Annotated in this window: 15 protein-coding genes and 1 tRNA gene; 2 read left to right on the top strand and 14 right to left on the bottom strand. The window is 48.9% G+C overall.

Going from position 1 to position 20,079, the window contains the following annotated elements; all coding sequences use genetic code 11:
- Positions 1-124 precede the first annotated feature (124 nt).
- Complete coding sequence (locus AC3Y23_RS25285) at positions 125-1,330, top strand: AI-2E family transporter (protein WP_379204330.1); 1,206 nt, start codon at positions 125-127, stop codon at positions 1,328-1,330.
- On the opposite strand, the gene AC3Y23_RS25280 is transcribed toward AC3Y23_RS25285, so the two are convergent.
- The 11 genes from AC3Y23_RS25280 to alaS form a co-directional block, all read right to left on the bottom strand.
- A complete protein-coding gene (locus AC3Y23_RS25280; protein WP_379204328.1) occupies positions 1,291-3,102 on the bottom strand; it encodes a peptidoglycan D,D-transpeptidase FtsI family protein in 1,812 nt (603 codons plus the stop codon). The two genes, AC3Y23_RS25285 and AC3Y23_RS25280, sit on opposite strands and share 40 nt — an antisense overlap.
- 153 nt (positions 3,103-3,255) lie before the next feature.
- Positions 3,256-5,310 (bottom strand): methyl-accepting chemotaxis protein, encoded by a 2,055-nt coding sequence (locus tag AC3Y23_RS25275; protein ID WP_379204326.1) that lies wholly within the window; start codon positions 5,308-5,310, stop codon positions 3,256-3,258.
- 235 nt (positions 5,311-5,545) lie between these two features.
- On the bottom strand, positions 5,546-7,807 hold the full coding sequence (locus tag AC3Y23_RS25270) for a methyl-accepting chemotaxis protein (RefSeq protein ID WP_379204324.1): 2,262 nt from the start codon (positions 7,805-7,807) through the stop codon (positions 5,546-5,548).
- A gap of 191 nt (positions 7,808-7,998) precedes the next feature.
- Positions 7,999-9,330, bottom strand: a complete 1,332-nt coding sequence (locus AC3Y23_RS25265; RefSeq protein WP_379204322.1) for a peptidase U32 family protein — start codon at positions 9,328-9,330, stop codon at positions 7,999-8,001.
- Positions 9,331-9,374: 44 nt separating this feature from the next.
- A complete protein-coding gene (locus AC3Y23_RS25260) occupies positions 9,375-10,307 on the bottom strand; it encodes a peptidase U32 family protein (protein WP_379204320.1) in 933 nt (310 codons plus the stop codon).
- Between the two features lie 97 nt (positions 10,308-10,404).
- A complete protein-coding gene (gene mltG / locus AC3Y23_RS25255; protein WP_379204318.1) occupies positions 10,405-11,454 on the bottom strand; it encodes an endolytic transglycosylase MltG in 1,050 nt (349 codons plus the stop codon).
- A 393-nt stretch (positions 11,455-11,847) separates the two neighbouring features.
- Entirely contained in the window at positions 11,848-12,156 is a 309-nt protein-coding gene (locus AC3Y23_RS25250) for a DUF1292 domain-containing protein (protein ID WP_379204316.1), read from the bottom strand.
- The gene (locus AC3Y23_RS25245; protein ID WP_379204314.1) at positions 12,149-12,457 is read right to left on the bottom strand and encodes a DUF1292 domain-containing protein; all 309 of its coding nucleotides are present in this window, start codon (positions 12,455-12,457) and stop codon (positions 12,149-12,151) included. Before AC3Y23_RS25245 ends, AC3Y23_RS25250 begins: the two co-directional genes overlap by 8 nt.
- An 11-nt stretch (positions 12,458-12,468) precedes the next feature.
- Entirely contained in the window at positions 12,469-12,885 is a 417-nt protein-coding gene (gene ruvX / locus AC3Y23_RS25240; protein WP_379204312.1) for a Holliday junction resolvase RuvX, read from the bottom strand.
- On the bottom strand, positions 12,882-13,157 hold the full coding sequence (locus AC3Y23_RS25235) for an IreB family regulatory phosphoprotein (protein WP_379204467.1): 276 nt from the start codon (positions 13,155-13,157) through the stop codon (positions 12,882-12,884). The genes ruvX and AC3Y23_RS25235 overlap by 4 nt, the downstream gene beginning before the upstream one ends.
- A gap of 321 nt (positions 13,158-13,478) precedes the next feature.
- A complete protein-coding gene (gene alaS, locus AC3Y23_RS25230; RefSeq protein WP_379204310.1) occupies positions 13,479-16,112 on the bottom strand; it encodes an alanine--tRNA ligase in 2,634 nt (877 codons plus the stop codon).
- A gap of 489 nt (positions 16,113-16,601) precedes the next feature.
- On the opposite strand from alaS, the gene AC3Y23_RS25225 reads away from it, so the two are divergent.
- Positions 16,602-16,675: transfer RNA gene (locus AC3Y23_RS25225), tRNA-Pro, on the top strand.
- A 33-nt stretch (positions 16,676-16,708) separates the two neighbouring features.
- Here the strand turns inward: AC3Y23_RS25225 and AC3Y23_RS25220 are convergent.
- The 3 genes from AC3Y23_RS25220 to AC3Y23_RS25210 all read right to left on the bottom strand — a co-directional run bounded on the left by AC3Y23_RS25220 (position 16,709) and on the right by AC3Y23_RS25210 (position 19,997).
- The gene (locus tag AC3Y23_RS25220) at positions 16,709-17,671 is read right to left on the bottom strand and encodes a threonine ammonia-lyase (protein ID WP_379204308.1); all 963 of its coding nucleotides are present in this window, start codon (positions 17,669-17,671) and stop codon (positions 16,709-16,711) included.
- A 15-nt stretch (positions 17,672-17,686) separates the two neighbouring features.
- Positions 17,687-18,691: an ornithine cyclodeaminase family protein gene (locus tag AC3Y23_RS25215; RefSeq protein ID WP_379204306.1), complete on the bottom strand. Its 1,005-nt coding sequence runs from the start codon at positions 18,689-18,691 to the stop codon at positions 17,687-17,689.
- 445 nt (positions 18,692-19,136) lie between these two features.
- The gene (locus AC3Y23_RS25210) at positions 19,137-19,997 is read right to left on the bottom strand and encodes an Rpn family recombination-promoting nuclease/putative transposase (RefSeq protein WP_483874858.1); all 861 of its coding nucleotides are present in this window, start codon (positions 19,995-19,997) and stop codon (positions 19,137-19,139) included.
- Positions 19,998-20,079 lie beyond the last annotated feature (82 nt).

Here is a 20,079-nt window from a genome sequence, read left to right as displayed (position 1 = left end):
AAACGTTACCCCCTATTTTAACACAGCTAGCAAAGAAATAGACGCTTTTTAAGTAAAATCGTGTACAATGGACTCAAGTTGTAAAGACCTTACATATTATATGAAAAGGAGTCGTTAGAATCTTATGCTCCCCTTGTACAAAAAATATTGGCGCACCTTCTTTGATATTGGATTAATTGTACTTACAGTGTATCTGGTCATGTTTGCCTTCAGCAAGCTATACCATTTGGCCGCCCCTGTGTTCCTGTCTTTCTTCGTCTTTATCATTATTGAGCCGCTGGCCCGGTTTCTGAATCGTCGCGGGATCGGCAAACCGTTCGCCTCGGCCATCTCGGTTCTGTTATTCCTCATTCTGCTGTTGGGTACATTGTTCGGTGCTGGCCTTCTGATTACGACTCAGGCACTGCATTTTCAGGACAGCCTGCCCAGATATACAGCTATTGTGCAAGAGCATTTCGTTCAGCTTACCGGCTATCTTCAGAATAAAGTCGACACGCTCCCACCGGATGTGACTCATAAAATCAACGGGTATTTCAAGGATGCCACCGACATCCTCTCTTCATGGCTTATTGTCTTCTTTAAGTATATGATCGGACTGCTGGGCTCGTTCTCTTCTTTTATGGGGAATTTCGGAATCGCCATCATTCTGGCCTTTTTCCTCAGTATGGAGATCAAGGACTGGAAGAAAATTGTCCATGAGAAGATGCCAAAAACCCTTAAGACGGCTTATGCTTTTCTGCAAGGAAATGTGTTTAAAGCGATCGGTGCTTATATCAAAGCCCAGCTCATTCTCATCAGTATCACCTTCGTCATCGTGCTGGTTGGTCTATTCATCCTGGGCACTGGCAATGAGCTGACGATGGCCCTGATCTGCGCCGTGTTCGACGTTCTCCCGCTCCTCGGCGTATCGACCATCCTGATTCCTTGGATCGTGTATCTCTTCATCGTCGGCAATACCTCAATGGCGATCGGACTGATTATCCTTCTCGCTGTAGTGCTAATCCAACGTCAGTTAATGGAACCGAAAATCACTGGTAACTCCATCGGCGTATCTTCCGCGTTCCTGATGCTCTCGTTCGTAATCTTGTCCATGTCAGCGTTTGGCGTAGCTGGCTTGATCCTGTCCCCGATACTGTTGATTCTAATTAAGGAATTAATTCAGCAGGGCTACCTCCAGCGCTGGATCTATCTGCCGCAGGAAGAATTCATCGTCTCTCCGTTCGCGGCATCCGGATCAGAAGCGAAAGCCACGGCTGACCATACTGAACCTGAAACAGAACACCCGGGGGATCAAGCCCCGGAAGTCGACGAGAGCAAGTCGAATACTTGACCGAACAGCTTCGTAGCGGTGTGAGTACTGCCGGGAGACACGTTCTGAACAGACACAGCCACAGCATACCGCGGCTGCTCTACGGGCCCGTAGCCGATGAACCACTGATTATTTCGGGGGATACCCTTGACCTGCGTCTGGGCTGTACCTGATTTACCAGCCAGCGGCCAGTGGGCGGTGCGTAGACTCCTTCCGGTTCCCTCGGTCACTACCTGTCTCATCCATGACAAGAGCAGCCGGGTCGTGGATGCTGAGATTGTTCCAGCCCCGGACGGTGAGAGATGTCCCGGCAATTCCTCCAGCGTCTGGCCGTTCGCAAAAGTGACCTTCTGCAGGATACGGGGAGCGGTGACCTCCCCGCCATGTAGCAGGGTCACTACCAGATTGGCGGCCTGAAGCGGGGTGACCTGCACATCGCGCTGCCCGATGGCGGTCTGTACTCTTGCGCCGCTGTCATCTGGCACCAGGGACGTGAATATCGTCCCGTGCTGCTCCCCCGCCAGCGGCCTCAGAAGAGGCAGTCCCAGGGTATCCTCGGACTGCCAGCCAATGTCTCTTCCCAGTCCCAGCGCCAGCGCGGTGGACTGGATCTGCGCGCCGCTCAGACGTTCGGCGAGCGCGGCGAATACGGTATTGCAGGACACGGCGAACCCTTGCGCCAGCGTAAGGGAGCCGTGTCCTTTTCCTTTCAGGCAGGACAATCCGTACTTCTCATATTGGCCGGAGCAAGTGAAGACTTCCTGCGGTGTTGTAACACCAGCCTCCAGAGCCGCAGCGGCAGTCACAATCTTGAAGATGGAGCCGGGAACGGCGGCTTGCAGCGCTCGATTATTCCATTGTCCACCCTGGGGTGAGATATTCTCTGGATTATATAAAGGCAGAGATACCATTGCTTCAATATCCCCGGTCCGTGAGTCTAATACGACAATTGCGCCCTCCTTCATCCCCGCCTGAACCGCCAGCTTCTCAATACCATCCTGTAGCTTCTTGTCTATCGTTGTGTATAAAGACAACGGGTAATACGGGTTGCCTGGAGAACGGACTTTGAGCGGACTGTCCGGTATACGATTGCCCATGGCATCCACCTGCACATACGCCTCGGTATGCCCTACTCCTCGTAGCAAAGGCTCCAGCGTCTTTTCCAGTCCATCCGTTCCTGTCCTTGGAATTCGAAGGCCTGAAGCACTTGCCAGCCCGCCGTCTGCCTGCGGGACCGCTTCGGACAGGTAGCCAAGCCACTGTTGTCCAGACAACTGACCGTCATACCTGCGGGTAAATGGCAGCACCATCACCCCATCAATATCAAGTCGTTTCACTGCATCAGCTTGAGCAGCGGAAAGCGCCAAAGGCGATTTTCCTATCGGAGATGGCCATAGCAGAGGCTCCTTCTGAATTGCGACCCTGTTCAGCAGTTCCTGATAGCTGACTCCCAAGATGGCCGCCAGTCGATGCATAGGGTCGGCTTCGCTTCGCTCTACCTGTGACTTTACACTAGCCGCCAATTCTTTCTGCGGGAAAAGAGCAGCTGTCCAGATCGTTTCTCCCGCGAGAGGCACGCCGTGACGGTCATAGAGACGCCCACGCCCGCTATCCAGCACCGTTTCGCGCTCGCTCTGGATTTCCGCCATTTTGGCTAAGGAATATGGGCTACCAGGGACAGGCCGATCCTTTATTACGAATTGTACCCAGGCCAGCCGCAAGATCAATATTCCCACGGTAGCGGACAAGATCACTAACGAGCTGAACAGACGACGATGATTGTTGGTGCGCAATGTTGTCTTCCCCCCCTGACAGGATTCCTTATCCCTATTATGTCCCACCTTCCGTCATTAGAATCTTTCCCCTGGCGATTAACAAACTCAAGAGCAAGCCCTAACTTTCGGAGCCTGCTCTTTTGCAATTCACCTTTTAGATTTAATCCGTAACTATACTCTGAACCTTTCAAGACTAGCCTTTAATTTGGCGGAAGCCTTCTGCAAACTTGCGGAAAGCTCCACCAGGTGGTCACTAACACCCTGCTGCTCCCCGCCGAGCGAAGCCACCTCTTCTGAGGCAGCTGACGATTCCTCAGCAATAATACTGACGCTGTCCATCGTCACCGATAGCACCCGTTGCGATTCCCCGAGCCCGTCAATCGAATCGGTAACTGCATCCAGGAAGGTGATGAATTCATTCATCTGACCCTGTACGGATACGAAGAGATCACTGGTGCTTTGTACTGAAGCACTTTGCTCCCCGAACATCGGAGCCACCTCTGCGAGAACCGCGACCGTTTCGTTCATCTCTAGCATGATCTTGTCAGTGATTTCTCCCACCATTGCGATCGAACTTCTGGATTGATCAGCAAGCTGACGGATTTCGCTAGCTACGACCATGAACCCCTGCCCCGCATCACCGGCACGAGAAGCTTCAATGCTGGCATTCAGGGATAAAATATTTGTCTGCTGCGCAATGCGCTGCATGACATCCAGAACCTGAATCACGGACGAAGCTGTTGTCTGGAGGTTGTTCACCTTGTTAACCAGTGTCCGGGTTCTTTCCTCCGTGACCTGTGTCCGGCTCTTGAGTTCCTTCAGCATTGCTACACCTTCGGTGCTGAACTGGCCCACACTGTGCGCTCTGCCATTCATCTCATGCGTAGCGTCTGTTACCCTGTTCATCTGCTCCGAGATCTTTCCGGACAAGGCATTGCCATTGTCCGCTTCCAAGGCTAGGCTGCCCGCACCCCCAGCAACCTCCTCCATAGCGGCAGCAATATCTTTAGCTGCAGATGCCGTTTTGCGAGAAGCACTGCTCAGGATATCTGACATCTCCAGTACCTCCTGAGCGGTCTCATTGGTGCGATCGACAAGTTCTGTAATTCGCTCCATCATTGTGTTGAAGGAGAGCGACAATTGGCCGATCTCATCCCGTGATTTGAACGATGTCCGCACACTAAGATTCCCCTCAGCTCCCTGAAACATCAAGTCCTTGAGCCGGGTCAACGGTCTAGCAACCATCCGCACCATCCACAGCCCCACTAAAAGGGCAATAACAACGGCGGCTCCAACCGCAATGTAGGTCGTCTTCAGAATGCGTACCGTATCTTGGGTTAAATTCTCGGCAGGCACAACCCCCAGCAGCTTCCATCCAGAGCTTTGCATCGTTCCGTAGACCGCCAGAATCGATTTGCCCTCCTCATTCTTGGTCGGCAGTGCACCTGAAGAAGCTTGCTTCAGCCCCGTGAACAAGGTGCCTCCCAGACTTAAGTAAGTATCCGTCTCTTTCTGCATGGAGGATGCAATCAGCTCATCTTTTCCAGTCAGCAGCTGAATGTAGGAGCCTGTACCCAGATTTACCTCGCCTAGCAGCTTTTCAATCTCACTGACCTTTATATCGCTGATCGCTACATATTCTGAATCTGGAGTTTCTCCTGAAATCGCTTTCGCATAATGAAAAACCTCAGGAGCTTTTTCCCCCTTCATCTCTTTGGTCAACCACAGCCCTTCGGGCTTGTCTGGCAGCTGATCAAACCAGGATGCCGAGCGGATACTTTCCATAAAAGCCTCATCCCTCACACCCGCAGCCACAATAGGTATTGATCCATTCGCAGGAACGAGATATACGGCTTGCACACCCTTGGCGCTCGACAACCAGTTGCTGAGCTCTGCGGCAATAACATCGGCTGACAGTCCGGAACCAGACTGACTGGCCTCTTTCATAACTCTCTGTATCTCTTTGTTATAAGCAATCTGGCCCAAATTATCTTCATAACGGAGCATGGTAACATCCAGCTTCTCCGCCGTTTGAATGACCGTTTGCTGGTTGGATGACAATGCATTGTCTTCAATGGTCTGCTTGGCAACGGAATATGAGGTGTAACCGAGCGAGAGCACTATTGCCATAGTGGCAATGAAAAAAACGAGAAAAAGCCGCAGCCCCAAAGACTTAGCGGGATGCAGCCGGTAAAGAAGACTGCGTGGTTGGTTTGTTGACTTCATAAATACAGATCACCTGCCATCATTTACAGTTATTGTTTACTTTAAATATTACAAACTACTATTTTAAACCAAAATTTCCGTGATTGCTGTGATATAGTTGTACGCAGACAATTTGAGATGCAACTCCTTATTTACTTATTTTTTCCTCCTTGAAAAATAAAACTGCCGCCTCTCCAAGGATAAGAGGCGGCAGTGACCGGTATTCGTAGGCCCGGTAGCTTGTCAGTAGTGTTATTTAAATTGTGAACAAGGACAGCTTTTCCTTCAATTGCCCTGATGCGCTTTCCAGCTTCCCGGACAGCGATACTAATTGATCGCTGACATTCTGCTGCTCGCTGCTTAGCGAGGCTACTTCTTCCGAGGTCGCAGACGATTGCTGGGCAACGGCACTTACATTGCCCATCGCTTCAGACAAGACCCCTTGAGAATGACTCAGACTGTTGATGGAGGCCGTTACAGACTCCAAACTCATAATAAATTCATCCATTTGTTCTTTTACGGATACGAAGATATCACTAGTGTTCTTCACCGAACCCATTTGCGCCTCAAAGAGTGGCGTAACTTCGGACAAGACAGCGACTGTCTCATTCATCTCGGTCATGATCTTGTCAGTAATTCCGGCCACCAGCGCAATCGACTGCTTGGACTGGTCTGCCAGTTGGCGGACCTCTCCGGCAACAACCATGAAGCCCCGGCCGGCTTCGCCTGCGCGTGCGGCTTCAATTGTAGCATTCAGGGACAGAATGTTCGTCTGCTGGGTAATATTCTTCATGACATCCAGTACTTTGATGACAGAGAACACCGTTTCTTTCAGATTGTTGACACGCGCGACCAGCGCTCCTGTCATCTCTCCCGTACGGCTCGTCTGACCCAGTAGCTCCTCCAACTGATTAGCACCTCTGCTGCTGGCCTCTCCGACACTGCGCGCTGCTTCATCCATCTCGGAATTGGCAGACACAACCGTCTGCATTTGCGTAGCGATCAGTTCAGTCAATTCATTGCCGCGCTCTGCCTCCAAGGCCAGACTGCCTGCACCACCGGCAATCTCTTCTGTGGCTGCGGCGATTTCTTTGGCAGACACAGCTGTTTTGCGTGAAGCATCGCCCAGCTCTCCGGCAGTTTCCAGTACGTCACGTGCCGTTTCGGTCGTCTGCGCCACAAGCTCTGTAATTCGTCCCATCATCGTATTGAAGGATGCGGACAATTGGCCGATTTCATCCTGCGATGCATATTCGGTACGAACACTTAGGTCGCCCTTTGCCCCTTCTACCATCAGATCCTTAAGCCGGGATAGCGGACGGGCAATCATGCGAACCATCCAGTAGCCAAGAAGGATGGCAAGCAAGGCTGCTCCCCCGGCAGCAACAAAGGTAGTAAGGAGGATTGGATAAGCCTCCTTGACCAACTCCCCAGTAGGAATAATACCAGACAGCTTCCAGTCCGCTTTGGTCATTGGATTGAAGACAGCCAGAACCTGCTTTCCTTCTTCGTTTGTATTCTCCTGACTTTTATTCTTTGTCTTGCTGTCTTTGATAAATGCAAACTTGGATTCCTTCCCATCATCTGCGAGTATATTAGAGGCGATGACGATACCATTAGGATCTACCAATTGGATACGGGCACCGTCGCCCAGCTTAACACTCTTGAAGGCGTCTTCCAGCATATTATTTTTCAGTTCTAGCAGCATCACATACCCTGAATTCTCACCGAGATTTCGGAGTGAGCGTACCATAGCGATATTCGTTCCGCCTTTGCCCTCGACTGCAGTAGAGAACCAGTAATTCTGTGCGCCATTCGTATCGGAATAATGCGATTTATATTCTTTGGTCCGTTCAACCGCCTGCTTGAACCAATCCGTGTCTCTGATCCCTTCAAGCACCAGGCCCGAGCTACCAGTGGTAATAACATCGGAATTCGCCTCTTCTGGAATCAAAGAGATGCTGACTACGTTGGAATCGGAGGTCGTTTGGCTCGATAGCTTCTTGCCGATGGTACTTGAAGCTACAAATTTATCGTAATAGGTATCCGCTTTGCTCAGTGACGTCAGATCACCCTGAATCTGCGGATCAAAAAACAACTGAAGCGCAAGCGTCTCATATTGTTTGAGTATGATGTCCATCTTCTCCGAGGTCTGAATGACCGTTTGACGGTTGGCCTCTGCGACATTACTCTTAATCGTACTTTTCGCTTTTGAATACGACAACAAACCCAGAAGCAGTACGACAATCACGATGGACGATAAAAAGATCAGGAACAGCTTGACCCCGACAGATTTCACCGGATTTACTCTTTTCATCTGACTCACCGAGCCCCGCAGCACGCTTTTCATGCTTACGCCTGATTTTACGCCGCTTTTGAGCTTGCCGATACTGGATGCACCGGACTTACGCTGGTTCTTTTTCTCTGTGTTTTCTTTCACCGACTTCTCATTCTTTCCCACTCTCATCCTTCTCTCTTTCTGCTCATCACTCTTACTCTCCTGTTCCGGAGTTCCCATTAGATCACCCACCAGTTAGATTAGAGATGTATGTAAGCGTTGTCTGACATATATATCGGCAAACAGTCCTTTTTTTCTTAGGTTTTTTGAATAATCTTTTCCATGAGTTTGTAACTTTTAGCCTATTTAGGAAACTCAAAAACGGGACCATCCTCGCTTGAGAGAGGAAAGTCCCGTATCTTTGTCAATTCTTATTTTCTTTTACGCATCATGTCAAAATAAGCCACTGGTGCATCTACCTTCATGCGCACCTTCTGCAGCGGGTGACGGGCGGCATCCAGCGAATTGCCTTCCTCGTCCCAGATCTCTCCTACCGTCTGCTTGAAAAAGGTATCGTTCGGTCCAAAGAACTCCACTTGCTGGCCCGGCTTGAAGTGATTGCGTTGCTGAATCAGTGCGGTACCTGTCTCAGCATCATACTCCAGCACCAATCCGGCAAAATCATACGGAGCCGCTTTTTCTTCAGGTTCATAGATATGATCCTCATGGTCCGGCGTATCGTAGAAAAAGCCTGTGTTCAGCGGACGGTTCGCCGCTTTGTTCAGCTCTTCCAGCCATTCTGGCTTCAGTACATAGCCTTCAGGATCAGCCATGTAGGCATCAATCGCCTTACGATAAGCATTTACTACGGTAGCCACATAGTGAATGGATTTCATCCGGCCTTCAATCTTGAAGCTGTCGATGCCGACTTCGATCAAATCGGGGATGCTCTCCAACATGCACAAGTCTTTGGACCCCATGGTGAATGGATTGTCCTGTGGCTCATGCAGTGGAAGCTGAGTCACTCCTGGCAGCAGACGCTCAGGAGACTGCATAGCTTCCGCCTGCTCTTCTTCAGACACCCAGGTTCCTTCCGGACGCGCATCCTCGAACAGATCGTATTTCCAGCGGCATGACTGACAGCAGCCCCCACGGTTAGAGTCCCGGTCTGTGAAGTGATTGGATAGTACACAGCGACCGGAGTAGGAGGAACACATCGCGCCGTGGATAAAGCTCTCAATCTCAATATCCACATGCTTCTTGATCTCGGCAATTTCCTCCAGGCTAGTCTCCCGGCCGAGAACGACACGAGGCAGCCCCTCCTCCTTCCAGAAGGATACAGCTTGCCAGTTCAAAGTAGACTGTTGGGTGCTGAGATGCACCTCCAGACCCGGAACCAGGCGGCGAGCCGTATCGACAATGGCTGGGTCGGCTACAATGATCGCGGCGATGCCGGCTTCATATAAATTACGCAGGTATTCTTCAATCCCCGCGACATCTTCATTGTGAGCATAGATGTTCGTTGCTACAAAGACTTTCGCGCCATATTTCTTGGCGAATTCTACACCTTCGCGCATTTCCTCAAAACTGAAATTGTCAGCATTGGAACGCAAGCCATATTTCTGGCCGCCAATATAGACGGCATCTGCACCATAATGTACGGCGAATTTCAATTTTTCCAAATTGCCCGCCGGAGCCAGGAGCTCCGGTTTGTCCAGACGATAACGTTTGCCCTTATGCTGCGGCTTGGTCATGGTACTCATTCCTGTTCTCCCCTCCATTTCCCCATTCTGCGGGGTCTATACGTTTAGTACACTTGCTCTTTATAAAAGAATCCGAAGGACAGCTCGCGCTCAGGGTCCTGCAGCTTACGAACCTCATCCAGCCATTCCTCCTGGAAGGCATAACCTTCAGGATCAGCTGCATACGCATCAATCGCTGTGCGGTAAGCTCGAACAACGGCAACATTATAAGCTGTCGGCTTCAGCAGCCCTTCAATCTTAAAGCTCTGCACACCTGCTTCCAGCATGATATGCAGGTCTTCCATAATGCAAATATCATCCGAACTCATAATATGAGTGCCGTTGTCATCTTCATAAATCGGAAATATCTCACCCGGACGCTCGGCTTCAACCAGGAATAGACCGCGCTCCTTGCCCAGGCTTCCGCCATCTGTTGGACGTCCTTGGTGGGTCATGTAACTCGCTACGAGCTTACGCTTGGAATGATAAATATTCGTCATGCCATGCACCTGAACCTGGGCCTCTATTTCCAGCAGCGGCACCATCTCCGTAATCTCGTCCATATTCAGCTCACGAGCCAATACAACCCGGGATGCGCCTTTGCGTCCCCAATAGTTAGACGTAGCGTAGTTGGTGGATGTCATCTCCGCGTTCCAGTGCAGCTTGAGGCCCGGTGCCTCCTGTCGCACGGCAGCCAGCACCGCCGGGTCACCGAATTCAATAGCGTCAACACCCAATTCGCCTATAGCTTTCACATAGGCTGGCAGTTCTTCCAGCAAGCTGTTGGGCATCAGACCGCCCAGCCCAGCAACGATTTTGCAGCCCCGGGCATGGGCCATCTCTACGACTGCCTTGGTATCTTCTAATGTAAAATGCCCAGCCAACCTCATGCCAAAACGGTCATCCCCGATCAACAGCGCATCTGCGCCTGCATCCAGCAAGACTGCCGCTTCTTCCAGCGATGCTGCCGTCGCCAGCAGCTCCGGTTTTTTGTTCATTGATAATCCTCCTACGTCTGTCACAGCTTGCAAGCCGGTGATGACCTGCGGCACCTTGAGCAGGCCCACAGTATGCACCACCCTCCATTGTAATGCGTTACTGCGAAGTTTGTTTGCTTTTTTGAATATTGGCTAAATGTTCCTTATACGTCTTGGCAAAGAGATGACCCTTGCTGCCATCCTTCTTCGTGACATAGAAATAATAATCAGAAGCTTCCGGCTCCAGCGCCGCCTGGATCGACGGCAAACCAGGGTTGCAAATTGGTCCCGGCGGAAGCCCTGCATGCCTGTACGTATTATAAGGACTCTCAATCTCAAGATCCTTGTAGAGCAGTCTTTCCTTCGGTTGATCCAGCAGGTACTGAACCGTGGCGTCAATCTCCAGCTTCTGTTCTTTCTTCAGCCGGTTATAGATCACTCCCGCTACCAGCGGACGTTCCCTGTCAACTACAACCTCACGTTCCACCAGGGAAGCGACGGTCAGCAACTCATGCAGACTGAGGCCTCTTGCTTTGAGCTTTTCGTGCCAATTCGGAATGGTATCAAGCTTCTTCGCCAGCTGTTCCAACATCGCTTCCAGAATTTCCTGTGGTGTACTATTCTTCGGCAACTCATAGGTTTCCGGGAACAGATATCCCTCCAGACGATGACGCAGCATTGGTTCCTGGGGAATACCAAGGACGTCGGCTTCTTTCAGCGCCTTGCCGGAATTCATAAGATCCACAAAGACAGCCGCATTCAGCTTGGAGGCAACAGCTAGCTTGTCTGCCACCTGTTCTGCCGTGTACCCTTCAGGAATGGTGAAAGTCAGGGTCTCTTCCTTGACCACATCGCCAGCGTTTAGCCTTGCAATTAGCTCATCATAGGTGTCGCCTGGTTTCGCCATATAGGTGCCAGCCTTGAATTTCGAGCCTTCTTTGGTCCATTTCAGATATCCTTTGAAAAAAAGACTGTTGCGGATTATCCCGTTCTTCTCAAGCAGGTCAGCAATTCCTGCGCTTCCCGTGCCCTTCTCAATCGTGAACGTTACGGGCTGTCCGGCAGGAGCTACCGGTTGCATCCCGTTCCAAATATACCACGCTCCTCCACCTCCCACTGCTATTAGCAGAAGAAGGATCAGCAGCACAGTGCGGATTGCGGATTTCAATGGATCTCCTCACTTTCCGACTGAATCGATTTCATAATGCGGATTTCAATCCGAATAGGTATGATATCTAGTTACACCTAAACCATGTCCAACTAGATATCGATGATTAGACGCTCACTTATGGATTATGAAATCGATTCGACTATAAAGTATAAAATTCTATCGTCCCAAATTCAACCTATAATTTTATGGCTCTATACCAAAATCAGCGGTTGACGCTGCATGGGGGCATTACGGGCTCAGAGGGTTCTTCCGATCGCTGTCAAAGCCCAATTTATAGATTATACAAGGAATTATAGGTCCAGTTAAATTAAGCCTTTCCAAGCAAAAAGAGCGCGGAATACTCCGCCCTCCTTCATGCCAATTCTAAATGTGATGTACGCCGCCAGCGTCCTATTCCAAATCTTCCTCTGGAAAAGTAAGCTCGTCATACAGCTCTGAAATATCTTCCCATTCTTCATCGTCGACGATGACTTCCAGTTCAGGAAGCCCGTCAGGCGAGACTACAATCCGAAGAATATCATATTCTCCGTTCTTGCCGGAACCCTCCAGCACCGCATAACCGCGGCCACCGACTTCAAACTCCGCAATAATATCGTAAACGGAAGATTTGCCCTGCTCATCTTCCAGTTCTACAGTCTCTCCATACGCATCTTTAAGACGGGAAGTCCATACCGCCTGATCAGCGGACAACTCAGTCATTCTCTGCTCCCCCGTCCAGCTCGTCGACCAGGGTATTGAACGTCTCTTCGACGATCTCCCACTCCTCGTCATTCTCGATCATGAACAGTTGCAGATCATCGCCGTCTTCCTCATAGCGGAAGGCGTACACTTCGTCGGACTCTTCGTCTTCGGAATCCAGCGGAACTACCATCATGTACTTGGCATCCGAACCGTCAACCTCAAACTTCATGATGACCTCGAATTCCTCTTCATTACCTTCCTCATCGGGAATATAGATAATTTCCGGTTCTTCTTCTTGGCCAATATGTTCGTTTGTCATATGCGCACCCCTCACCTTTTACTGTTAGCATCCAAAAAATTTTGCAAAATCAGGGCTGCAGCCATTTTGTCCACAATCCCTTTGCGCTTCTTTCGGCTCACGTCCCCTTCAATCAGCACCCGCTCGGCGGATACCGTCGTCAGACGCTCATCCCAAAGGTGTACGGGCATTTCCAATTGTTCCCGAAGCTTGTCAGCGAACTCTATGCAGATTTCACCACGGGGACCTACGGTGCCGTTCATGTTCTTCGGCAGCCCAACCACGATTTCTCCGATTTCATGCTCCTTGACGAGTTCGCGGATGCGTTCGAACTCTCTTCCGTCTCCGCGCCGCTCAATGGTCTCCAGAGATTGTGCCGTCCAGCCGAAAATATCACTTGCGGCGACGCCGATTCTACGGTCGCCATAATCCAAACCTAGCATCTTCATTTGGTTTTATCCACCTGATGATTGGCTAAGTAGAACCGCACCAGTTCCTCAATCAGCTCATCACGTTCTTTTCTCCGGACCAAACTTCTAGCATTGTTGTGACGGGGAATATAAGCCGGATCTCCGGAAAGAAGATACCCTACGATCTGGTTGATCGGGTGATACTCCTTATCTACGAGCGCATTATATACCGCAAGCAGAATTTCCTCGGGAGAAGCTTCCTTCTCGTCGCCCTTCACATTGAATTTAACTGTTTTGTCCATGGAGTCCATATGTGACACCTTCCTTCTGCAAATCACCTGTAGCAGGCGCCTTCGCAAACTCGCTGCTGTACAGCTCACTTGCTGCCCTCATCATAACATATTCATGCCCCAACAAGAAAATCCTGCCTAGATATAACGCTTTTTTTGGCATTTCATCTACAAAAAACGTGAATTTTTTGGTCTTTAAGCTATTGCCAAAACCATATTTCACCTAAATCAGATGGCCCAGCCACGAAGCAGCGGTACTGAGAGGAAAGACTCAGTACCGCTGTCTGTCTTCGCAAATGAAATTTCGGCTTTGGCCCTTTGGACCAAAGTTCGAACGCTCGCTTATCCCAGGGCTGCTACCAGTTCTTCAGCCTTGGCCAAAGCCTCGGCCAGCTTCGAAGCATCTTTACCGCCAGCTTGCGCCATATCTGGACGTCCGCCGCCACCGCCGCCGCATACCGCAGCAACTTCCTTCACCAGCTTGCCGGCATGGTAGCCGCGCTTCACCAGCTCTTGAGGTACGGCTACGACAAAGTTCACTTTGTCGTCCATGGCTGCGCCCAGAACAAGCACTGCGTCAGGCAGCTTGGCCTTCAGCTCGTCGGCTGTGGAACGCAGTGCATCCATGCTGCCTGCTTGGACAGATACAGCCAGTAGTTGCGTGCCGCTACCAACCGTCTTGACACTACTAGTAAGCTCAGCTGCAAATGTAGCACTCAGCTTGGATTGCAGTGACTCGTTCTCACGCGACAGCTCACGCACTTGACCATGCAGAGCTTCAATCCGTTTCGGCACATCATTCAGGGAAGACTTCAGCAGTCCTGCGGATTGTTTGAGCAGATCCAGCTGACTCTCAGTGAACTGGTATGCATAGCGTCCAGTTACGGCCTCGATCCGGCGCACACCGGAGCCGATGCCGCTCTCGCTGAGCAGCTTGAAGATACCAATCTGCGAAGTATTGCTAACGTGGCAGCCACCACACAGCTCCAAGCTGTAGTCGCCAACCTGAACCACGCGGACGATGTTGCCATATTTTTCACCGAACAATGCCATAGCTCCCATTGCCTTGGCTTCGTCAATCGGTTTGTTCTCAATTACTACATCCAGACCGCGCCAGATTTGCTCGTTTACACGGTGCTCAATTTCACTGAGCTCTTCAGGCGTAATAGCACCAAAGTGTGAGAAGTCAAAGCGCAGACGTCCACCTTCTACCAAAGATCCTGCCTGATTAACATGTCCGCCCAGCACTTCCTTAAGCGCTTTGTGCAGCAAGTGAGTAGCGGTGTGGTTCTTCACGATGTCCTCACGCTCAGCGCGATTGACCTCGGCACGAACGGTATCGCCTACCCGCAGCTCGCCAGCTTCTACTGTTACCAGGTGTACATGCTGTCCATGCGGTGCCTTGAACAACCCCTTGACTTTAGCGGTTACGGAACCGCCGCTCAGCACACCAGTGTCACTTACCTGACCGCCACTTTCCGCGTAGAACGGTGTGGTATCCAGAATAACTTGGGCCTCTGTGCCTTCGCCAGCGATATCTGCCAGCTCATTGTCGACAACAATCGCCACAATTTTGGATTCGGTTACCGAGTCATTATAACCAACAAACTCGCTTTTAACCGTCAGTTCAGAAAGGGCTCCGCCCTGAATTTTCATACTGCCGCCATCCTGGCGTGCGGCTCTCGCACGGTCACGCTGCTCCTGCATTGCTGCATCGAAGCCTTCGCGGTCCACGGTCAATCCCTGTTCAGCTGCAAAATCTTCTGTCAGGTCAAACGGGAAGCCGTAAGTATCATACAATTTGAACGCATCTTTACCACCGATCACATTAGCGCCGCTCTCTTTAGCTTTGCTGCTGATTTCACTAAGGATGGCCAGACCGTCGGACAGTGTCTCGTGGAAACGCTCTTCTTCCGTACGGATAATCTTCGCGATATATTCGCGGTTCTCCACCACAGACGGATAGTACACGCCCATAATGTCGCCTACGGTTTCAGTCAGCTCATGCAGGAATGGACGATCCAGACCCAGTGTCTTTCCGTAACGGACTGCGCGGCGAAGCAAACGACGGATAATGTATCCACGACCTTCATTAGAAGGAAGAACGCCATCACCCACAGCGAAAGTAACTGTACGCACATGGTCAGCAATGACTTTAAGTGCAATATCCTGCTCCAGGCTATCCTTATAATTTACACCTGCAAGCTTGGCTGTCTTCTGAATAATCGGCTGGAACAAGTCCGTATCGAAGTTGGAATCTACATCCTGCAGGATCGAAGCAAAACGTTCCAGACCTGCGCCTGTATCAATATTCTTGTTAGGAAGCGGTGTATAGCTACCGTCTTTATTATGGTTGAACTGGGAGAATACCAGGTTCCAGACTTCCAGCCAACGCTCATTTTCCCCGCCTGGATACATTTCCGGATCCGTCAGATCGTTGCCGTAGGCTTCGCCGCGGTCATAGAAAATCTCCGAGCAAGGTCCGCAAGGGCCTTCGCCGATATCCCAGAAGTTCTCGTCACCTAGCTTAATGATGCGTTCAGCCGGCAAGCCGACTTTTTCGTTCCACAGCTTGAAGGCTTCTTCATCCTCAGCGTATACAGTTACAGAGATGCGGTTTGGATCAAAGCCGATCCACTCTTTGCCCGTCAGGAATTCCCAAGCCCAGGTAATCGCTTCTTCCTTGAAATAGTCGCCGATAGAGAAGTTACCCAACATCTCGAAGAACGTATGGTGACGACGTGTCTTGCCGACGTTCTCGATATCGTTGGTACGGATACACTTTTGGGAATTGGTCAGACGTGGATTCTCAGGAATCTCCCGGCCGTCAAAGTACGCCTTCAGCGGCGCCATCCCGGCATTGATCCACAGCAACGATGGATCGTTGTGAGGTACGAGCGAGGCGCTCGGCTCGATTTTGTGACTTTTACTTTCGAAAAATTGCAACCATTTGGAACGGATTTCACTTGCTTTCATCGTATACAGCCCCCGTCTTATCCTTAATTTTGAGATCACGGTTATTTCGAAAAACAAATGGAAAACAAAAAAACGCCCCTGAAAATTCAGGGACGATTAGATCGCGGTACCACCCTGGTTATCGCCTTATCCCGTTATAGCGGGAAAACTACAGACGATCGCCTTGTCGCGGCTGTTAACGGGAACCCCCGGCGGACTTGAACCCGCACTCCGAAATCAGCTTTCCACCGGCCTGTCTCCAGGGTTCTCACAGCCATTACGAACATCTTCGTAAAGGAACCCGTTCTCTGTGCAAGCCATCTTCCGGTGTACTCCATTTCATCAACGTTTTATCACATTTGCTTTTTAACATTTCAAGTATATCCACAGCCCTGATTCCTGTCAATCTAACCCGCACATATTCCGCAACTCGTCACCAAAATTCCAATTTACACCACGTTAACACAAGCGTATAATCTCAATTAACTAGAGCATTACGACTGCTAACAACGAGACGTGGCTCAGCTTGGTAGAGCGCTTGCTTCGGGAGCAAGAGGTCGCAGGTTCAAATCCTGTCGTCTCGATTTCTTTTACAGTTAACGGGTTCGCCACTACAATCAATACTTGCTCAATATAGATGTTAAGACATCCCCATCAATGTTGCCTCCGCTTAGAACAAGCGCAATGTTTGTTCCTCCAACTCTTTCTCTGTAGTCCATAATGGCTGCAACTGCTGTACCACTTCCTGCTTCTATAATATATTTCTCTTCTTTGGCTATAAAACTTACAGCTTTGGCGATAGAGTCTTCTGAAACGGCTATGAAATCATCAACATAATCTTTTGCCATCTCATAACTCAGTTTCCCAACCCCACCAAGCAGAGCATCACACAATGATTCTTCGCTAGGATATTCTTCATAGAAGACATTGTCTTCGTAAGACTTTAACATTGCAGGACAAGCCTCTGTTTGTACGCCAATAATACGGATAGATGGTTTAATAAATTTCGCCGCAACCGCGATCCCCGTAATAAGACCTCCACCGCCTACCGGAACTACTATAGTATCAATATCTTTATTCTGTTCCAGAATTTCAATGGCAACGGTACCTTGTCCACCATAGATTTCTGGATCACTATAGTAGGCGTCAATATAGGTTAACCCGTGCTCACGAATATACTTCATACCTAATGAATGAGCCTCATCAAAAGTACCACCTAATAGCATTACATTCGCCCCAAAATACTTAATTTTATCTATCTTACTTTGAGGAGTTGTTTGTGGCACAATTACAGTTACATTTTTGACTCCCAAGATGGATGCTGCATAGCTTACGGCACTTCCATGGTTTCCTGAAGAAATGGCTGCCACACCACAGCTTTTTTCTTCTTCCGTTAACGTCATCATTTTGTTTAAAGCCCCACGGATTTTGAAACTTTTCGCCCTTTGTAGAGACTCAAGCTTGAAAAAATATCTTCTGTCTTCATCACCTAAGTAAAAGGACTCCTCAAGTGGTGTTTTTTTCAAATAAGTCTTGATCCGATCATAAGCATTTTTCACATTTTCATAGCTAAAAGTCATTTTCTTATTCTCTCCTTAAAGGTTAAACTCGACACCAAGATCATTTTCTTCTGCACGTTGTAATGCAATTTTCGCTGCGTAGATATCCAAAATCGCCATACCTGTAGCATCAAATATAGTGATTTGCTCATTATCCGTTCTTCCAGTTGTTTTTCCTAAAATTAAATCACCTATCTCACCAGCTATATCACTTTCATTAATAATGCCCTGTTTAAGAGGAATCTCAATTTCGCCAACCTGCATACAGTGTTCTTTGTCATCTAAGAAGATGCTGGCACCTGAAAAAATGCGTGAGTCTAGTTCCTGTTTTCCTGCCATGTCTGCACCGATACAAGAAATATGCGTTCCTTTTTTTACCCACTCCATGTGGATGATAGGAGTTCTTGAAGACGTCACCGTTATGATAATGTCACTATTCTTCACTGCATCCTCTAAACCATCTACTTCTTCAAAGATAATTGCGTTGGCTTCCATCCCAAATTCATCTTGAAGTCTATGCGGTATACTATCGACAAAACTTTTCAATTTCACTCTATCTCTGGCAGCAACTCTGACTACTTTCAAATTCGGCAGCGCATATAAAGCACATGCAATTTGATATATAGCTTGGTTGCCAGATCCTACAACAAAAAGGTTCTCAGATTCTTTTCTAGCCAAATATTTGGCTCCGATCGCCCCCGAAGCCCCCGTCCGTATTCCTGTAATGAAAGAACCGTTAGTAACGCCTAACGCTTGCCCTGATTCCGCATCAAATACAGTAATCAGCCCCATTAAAGTCGGAATATTTTTCTCCTCATTATCAGCAAACCATGTAACTGTTTTATGCCCAAACACTTTGTCTTGCTTGAGGTAGCCTGATTTAATGTCCATATCTGCCTTGCCTGGATCAAAATCATAGAAAATAGTTGGCCATGTCTCAGTTTTATTATCGCTTCTAGCTCTGTAAACTGCTTCAACAAGGTTAATTACCTGCTGAACATTCAATACTTTTTTAACATCCTTATCACTTAAGATTCGCATTCGTGGCACCTCTGGAAAGTAGAATTATATAAGCCGAACAAAAGAAAGTAACGAAAAGCGAAGAGGAGTGAAGGGGGAAGTTTGGAACTGTAGGAGCGAAGCGATCGCCTTTGTCACCAGATTCCAACCGCTAGAAGCGGTATTAAAGAGGAAATCTGGGGACAACAGCGACCGGAAGTCCAAACATTCCACCGTAGTGACGATGAGCCTTACGTTCGGTTCTTAAGTTCGTCTTATATAGGTTTAAAAAAAGCATTGAATCTCACCCCTCCTAATAAATAGGCCCTAACGGGAATGAGACTCAATGCTTTTCTTCGTTTTTACCCGGGGATAAAAACAAGCACGGTATTTATTTGTAGCTATATAATAGCTAATTATTCTTAAATTCACAATAAAACTTGCTGTAGTTTTCCACGGAACAGAGTTGACTATTTCAATCCTCTAGCTACTTTTTCAGCGCAAGAATCTCTTGTTCCGACAATCCAGTTGCTTTGGAAATGGTAGCGATATCCATATTCAAGGACAGCATGTTCTTGGCAACCTCTTTGATCCCTTCTTTGATCCCCTCTTTAATTCCTTCCTCAACACCAGCTTTAAGTCCGGCTTGCTTCGCCCCTTCGATCATTGACGCTTCGTCATGCAGATATTTCTGACGGGCTTCATACAAACGGCGGGCCTCCGAATCCTGGCTTAAGTACTGCAGGGTGTCCATAGCCTTTTCCAGTCCTGGTTCATTCATCTTCAGCACCTCCCAATGGGTTGGGTCTACTCCTTTGAGGAACAGCAGCCAATTTTCTAGTCCGCTATTCGAAGGAATCATATCTTCAAGCTTCGGCAGCTCCAAAAAGTGCACCTCGATATCATCAATAAACTGTATTCCAGTGCGGTCTTCACGGAGATGAAATACACTGTGGTATTCGTCATTTGACAGGAAAGCATAGTTCAGAATGTTGATCGTCACACACTTCTTCAACTCCTGGTACTTTTCACCTTCCTTAAGCTGACTGGCATACCGTTTGCTCCAATAGAACAGCGTCCGCTTTTCAATATCATACTTGTTGAATAACTGCATCTCGATATCGATCAGCTTACCCTCAGTTGTCTTTGCATAAACATCGAATATGGACTGCTTGTCGAGCGGATCGTCCTTGTCGGTGTAAGGGTTCATCAGGATAATCTCGGTAAGCGGTGGTTCTCCAGCCTGAATAAATATACGGTTCAGAAAAGCCAACAACACATCCTTGTTATTCTCACTGCCAAAGATTCGTTTGAACACAAAATCGACTCTCGGATCGAGCAATTCCATATCGGTTAGCTCCATTCTTCTTATCGTTTATTATACCAAGATAGAACAACCTTCGCCCTCATTTCTATGAATTTTATCCGTC

The organism is Paenibacillus sp. MAHUQ-45, from assembly GCF_058133325.1.
Note: the sequence above shows the minus strand (reverse complement) of the source record. Positions and strands in the feature narration are given on the sequence as shown.

Excerpts from the sequence above, each read along its gene's own strand:
- AC3Y23_RS25285 (WP_379204330.1), top strand. The coding sequence starts at position 125 with ATGCTCCCCTTGTACAAAAAATATTGGCGCACCTTCTTTGATATTGGA.
- AC3Y23_RS25215 (WP_379204306.1), bottom strand. The coding sequence starts at position 18,691 with ATGCGAATCTTAAGTGATAAGGATGTTAAAAAAGTATTGAATGTTCAG.
- AC3Y23_RS25220 (WP_379204308.1), bottom strand. The coding sequence starts at position 17,671 with ATGACTTTTAGCTATGAAAATGTGAAAAATGCTTATGATCGGATCAAG.
- AC3Y23_RS25265 (WP_379204322.1), bottom strand. The coding sequence starts at position 9,330 with ATGAGTACCATGACCAAGCCGCAGCATAAGGGCAAACGTTATCGTCTG.
- AC3Y23_RS25275 (WP_379204326.1), bottom strand. The coding sequence starts at position 5,310 with ATGAAGTCAACAAACCAACCACGCAGTCTTCTTTACCGGCTGCATCCC.
- AC3Y23_RS25245 (WP_379204314.1), bottom strand. The coding sequence starts at position 12,457 with ATGACAAACGAACATATTGGCCAAGAAGAAGAACCGGAAATTATCTAT.
- AC3Y23_RS25250 (WP_379204316.1), bottom strand. The coding sequence starts at position 12,156 with ATGACTGAGTTGTCCGCTGATCAGGCGGTATGGACTTCCCGTCTTAAA.
- AC3Y23_RS25235 (WP_379204467.1), bottom strand. The coding sequence starts at position 13,157 with ATGGACTCCATGGACAAAACAGTTAAATTCAATGTGAAGGGCGACGAG.
- AC3Y23_RS25260 (WP_379204320.1), bottom strand. The coding sequence starts at position 10,307 with ATGAACAAAAAACCGGAGCTGCTGGCGACGGCAGCATCGCTGGAAGAA.
- ruvX (WP_379204312.1), bottom strand. The coding sequence starts at position 12,885 with ATGAAGATGCTAGGTTTGGATTATGGCGACCGTAGAATCGGCGTCGCC.
- AC3Y23_RS25210 (WP_483874858.1), bottom strand. The coding sequence starts at position 19,997 with ATGGAATTGCTCGATCCGAGAGTCGATTTTGTGTTCAAACGAATCTTT.
- AC3Y23_RS25270 (WP_379204324.1), bottom strand. The coding sequence starts at position 7,807 with ATGGGAACTCCGGAACAGGAGAGTAAGAGTGATGAGCAGAAAGAGAGA.
- alaS (WP_379204310.1), bottom strand. The coding sequence starts at position 16,112 with ATGAAAGCAAGTGAAATCCGTTCCAAATGGTTGCAATTTTTCGAAAGT.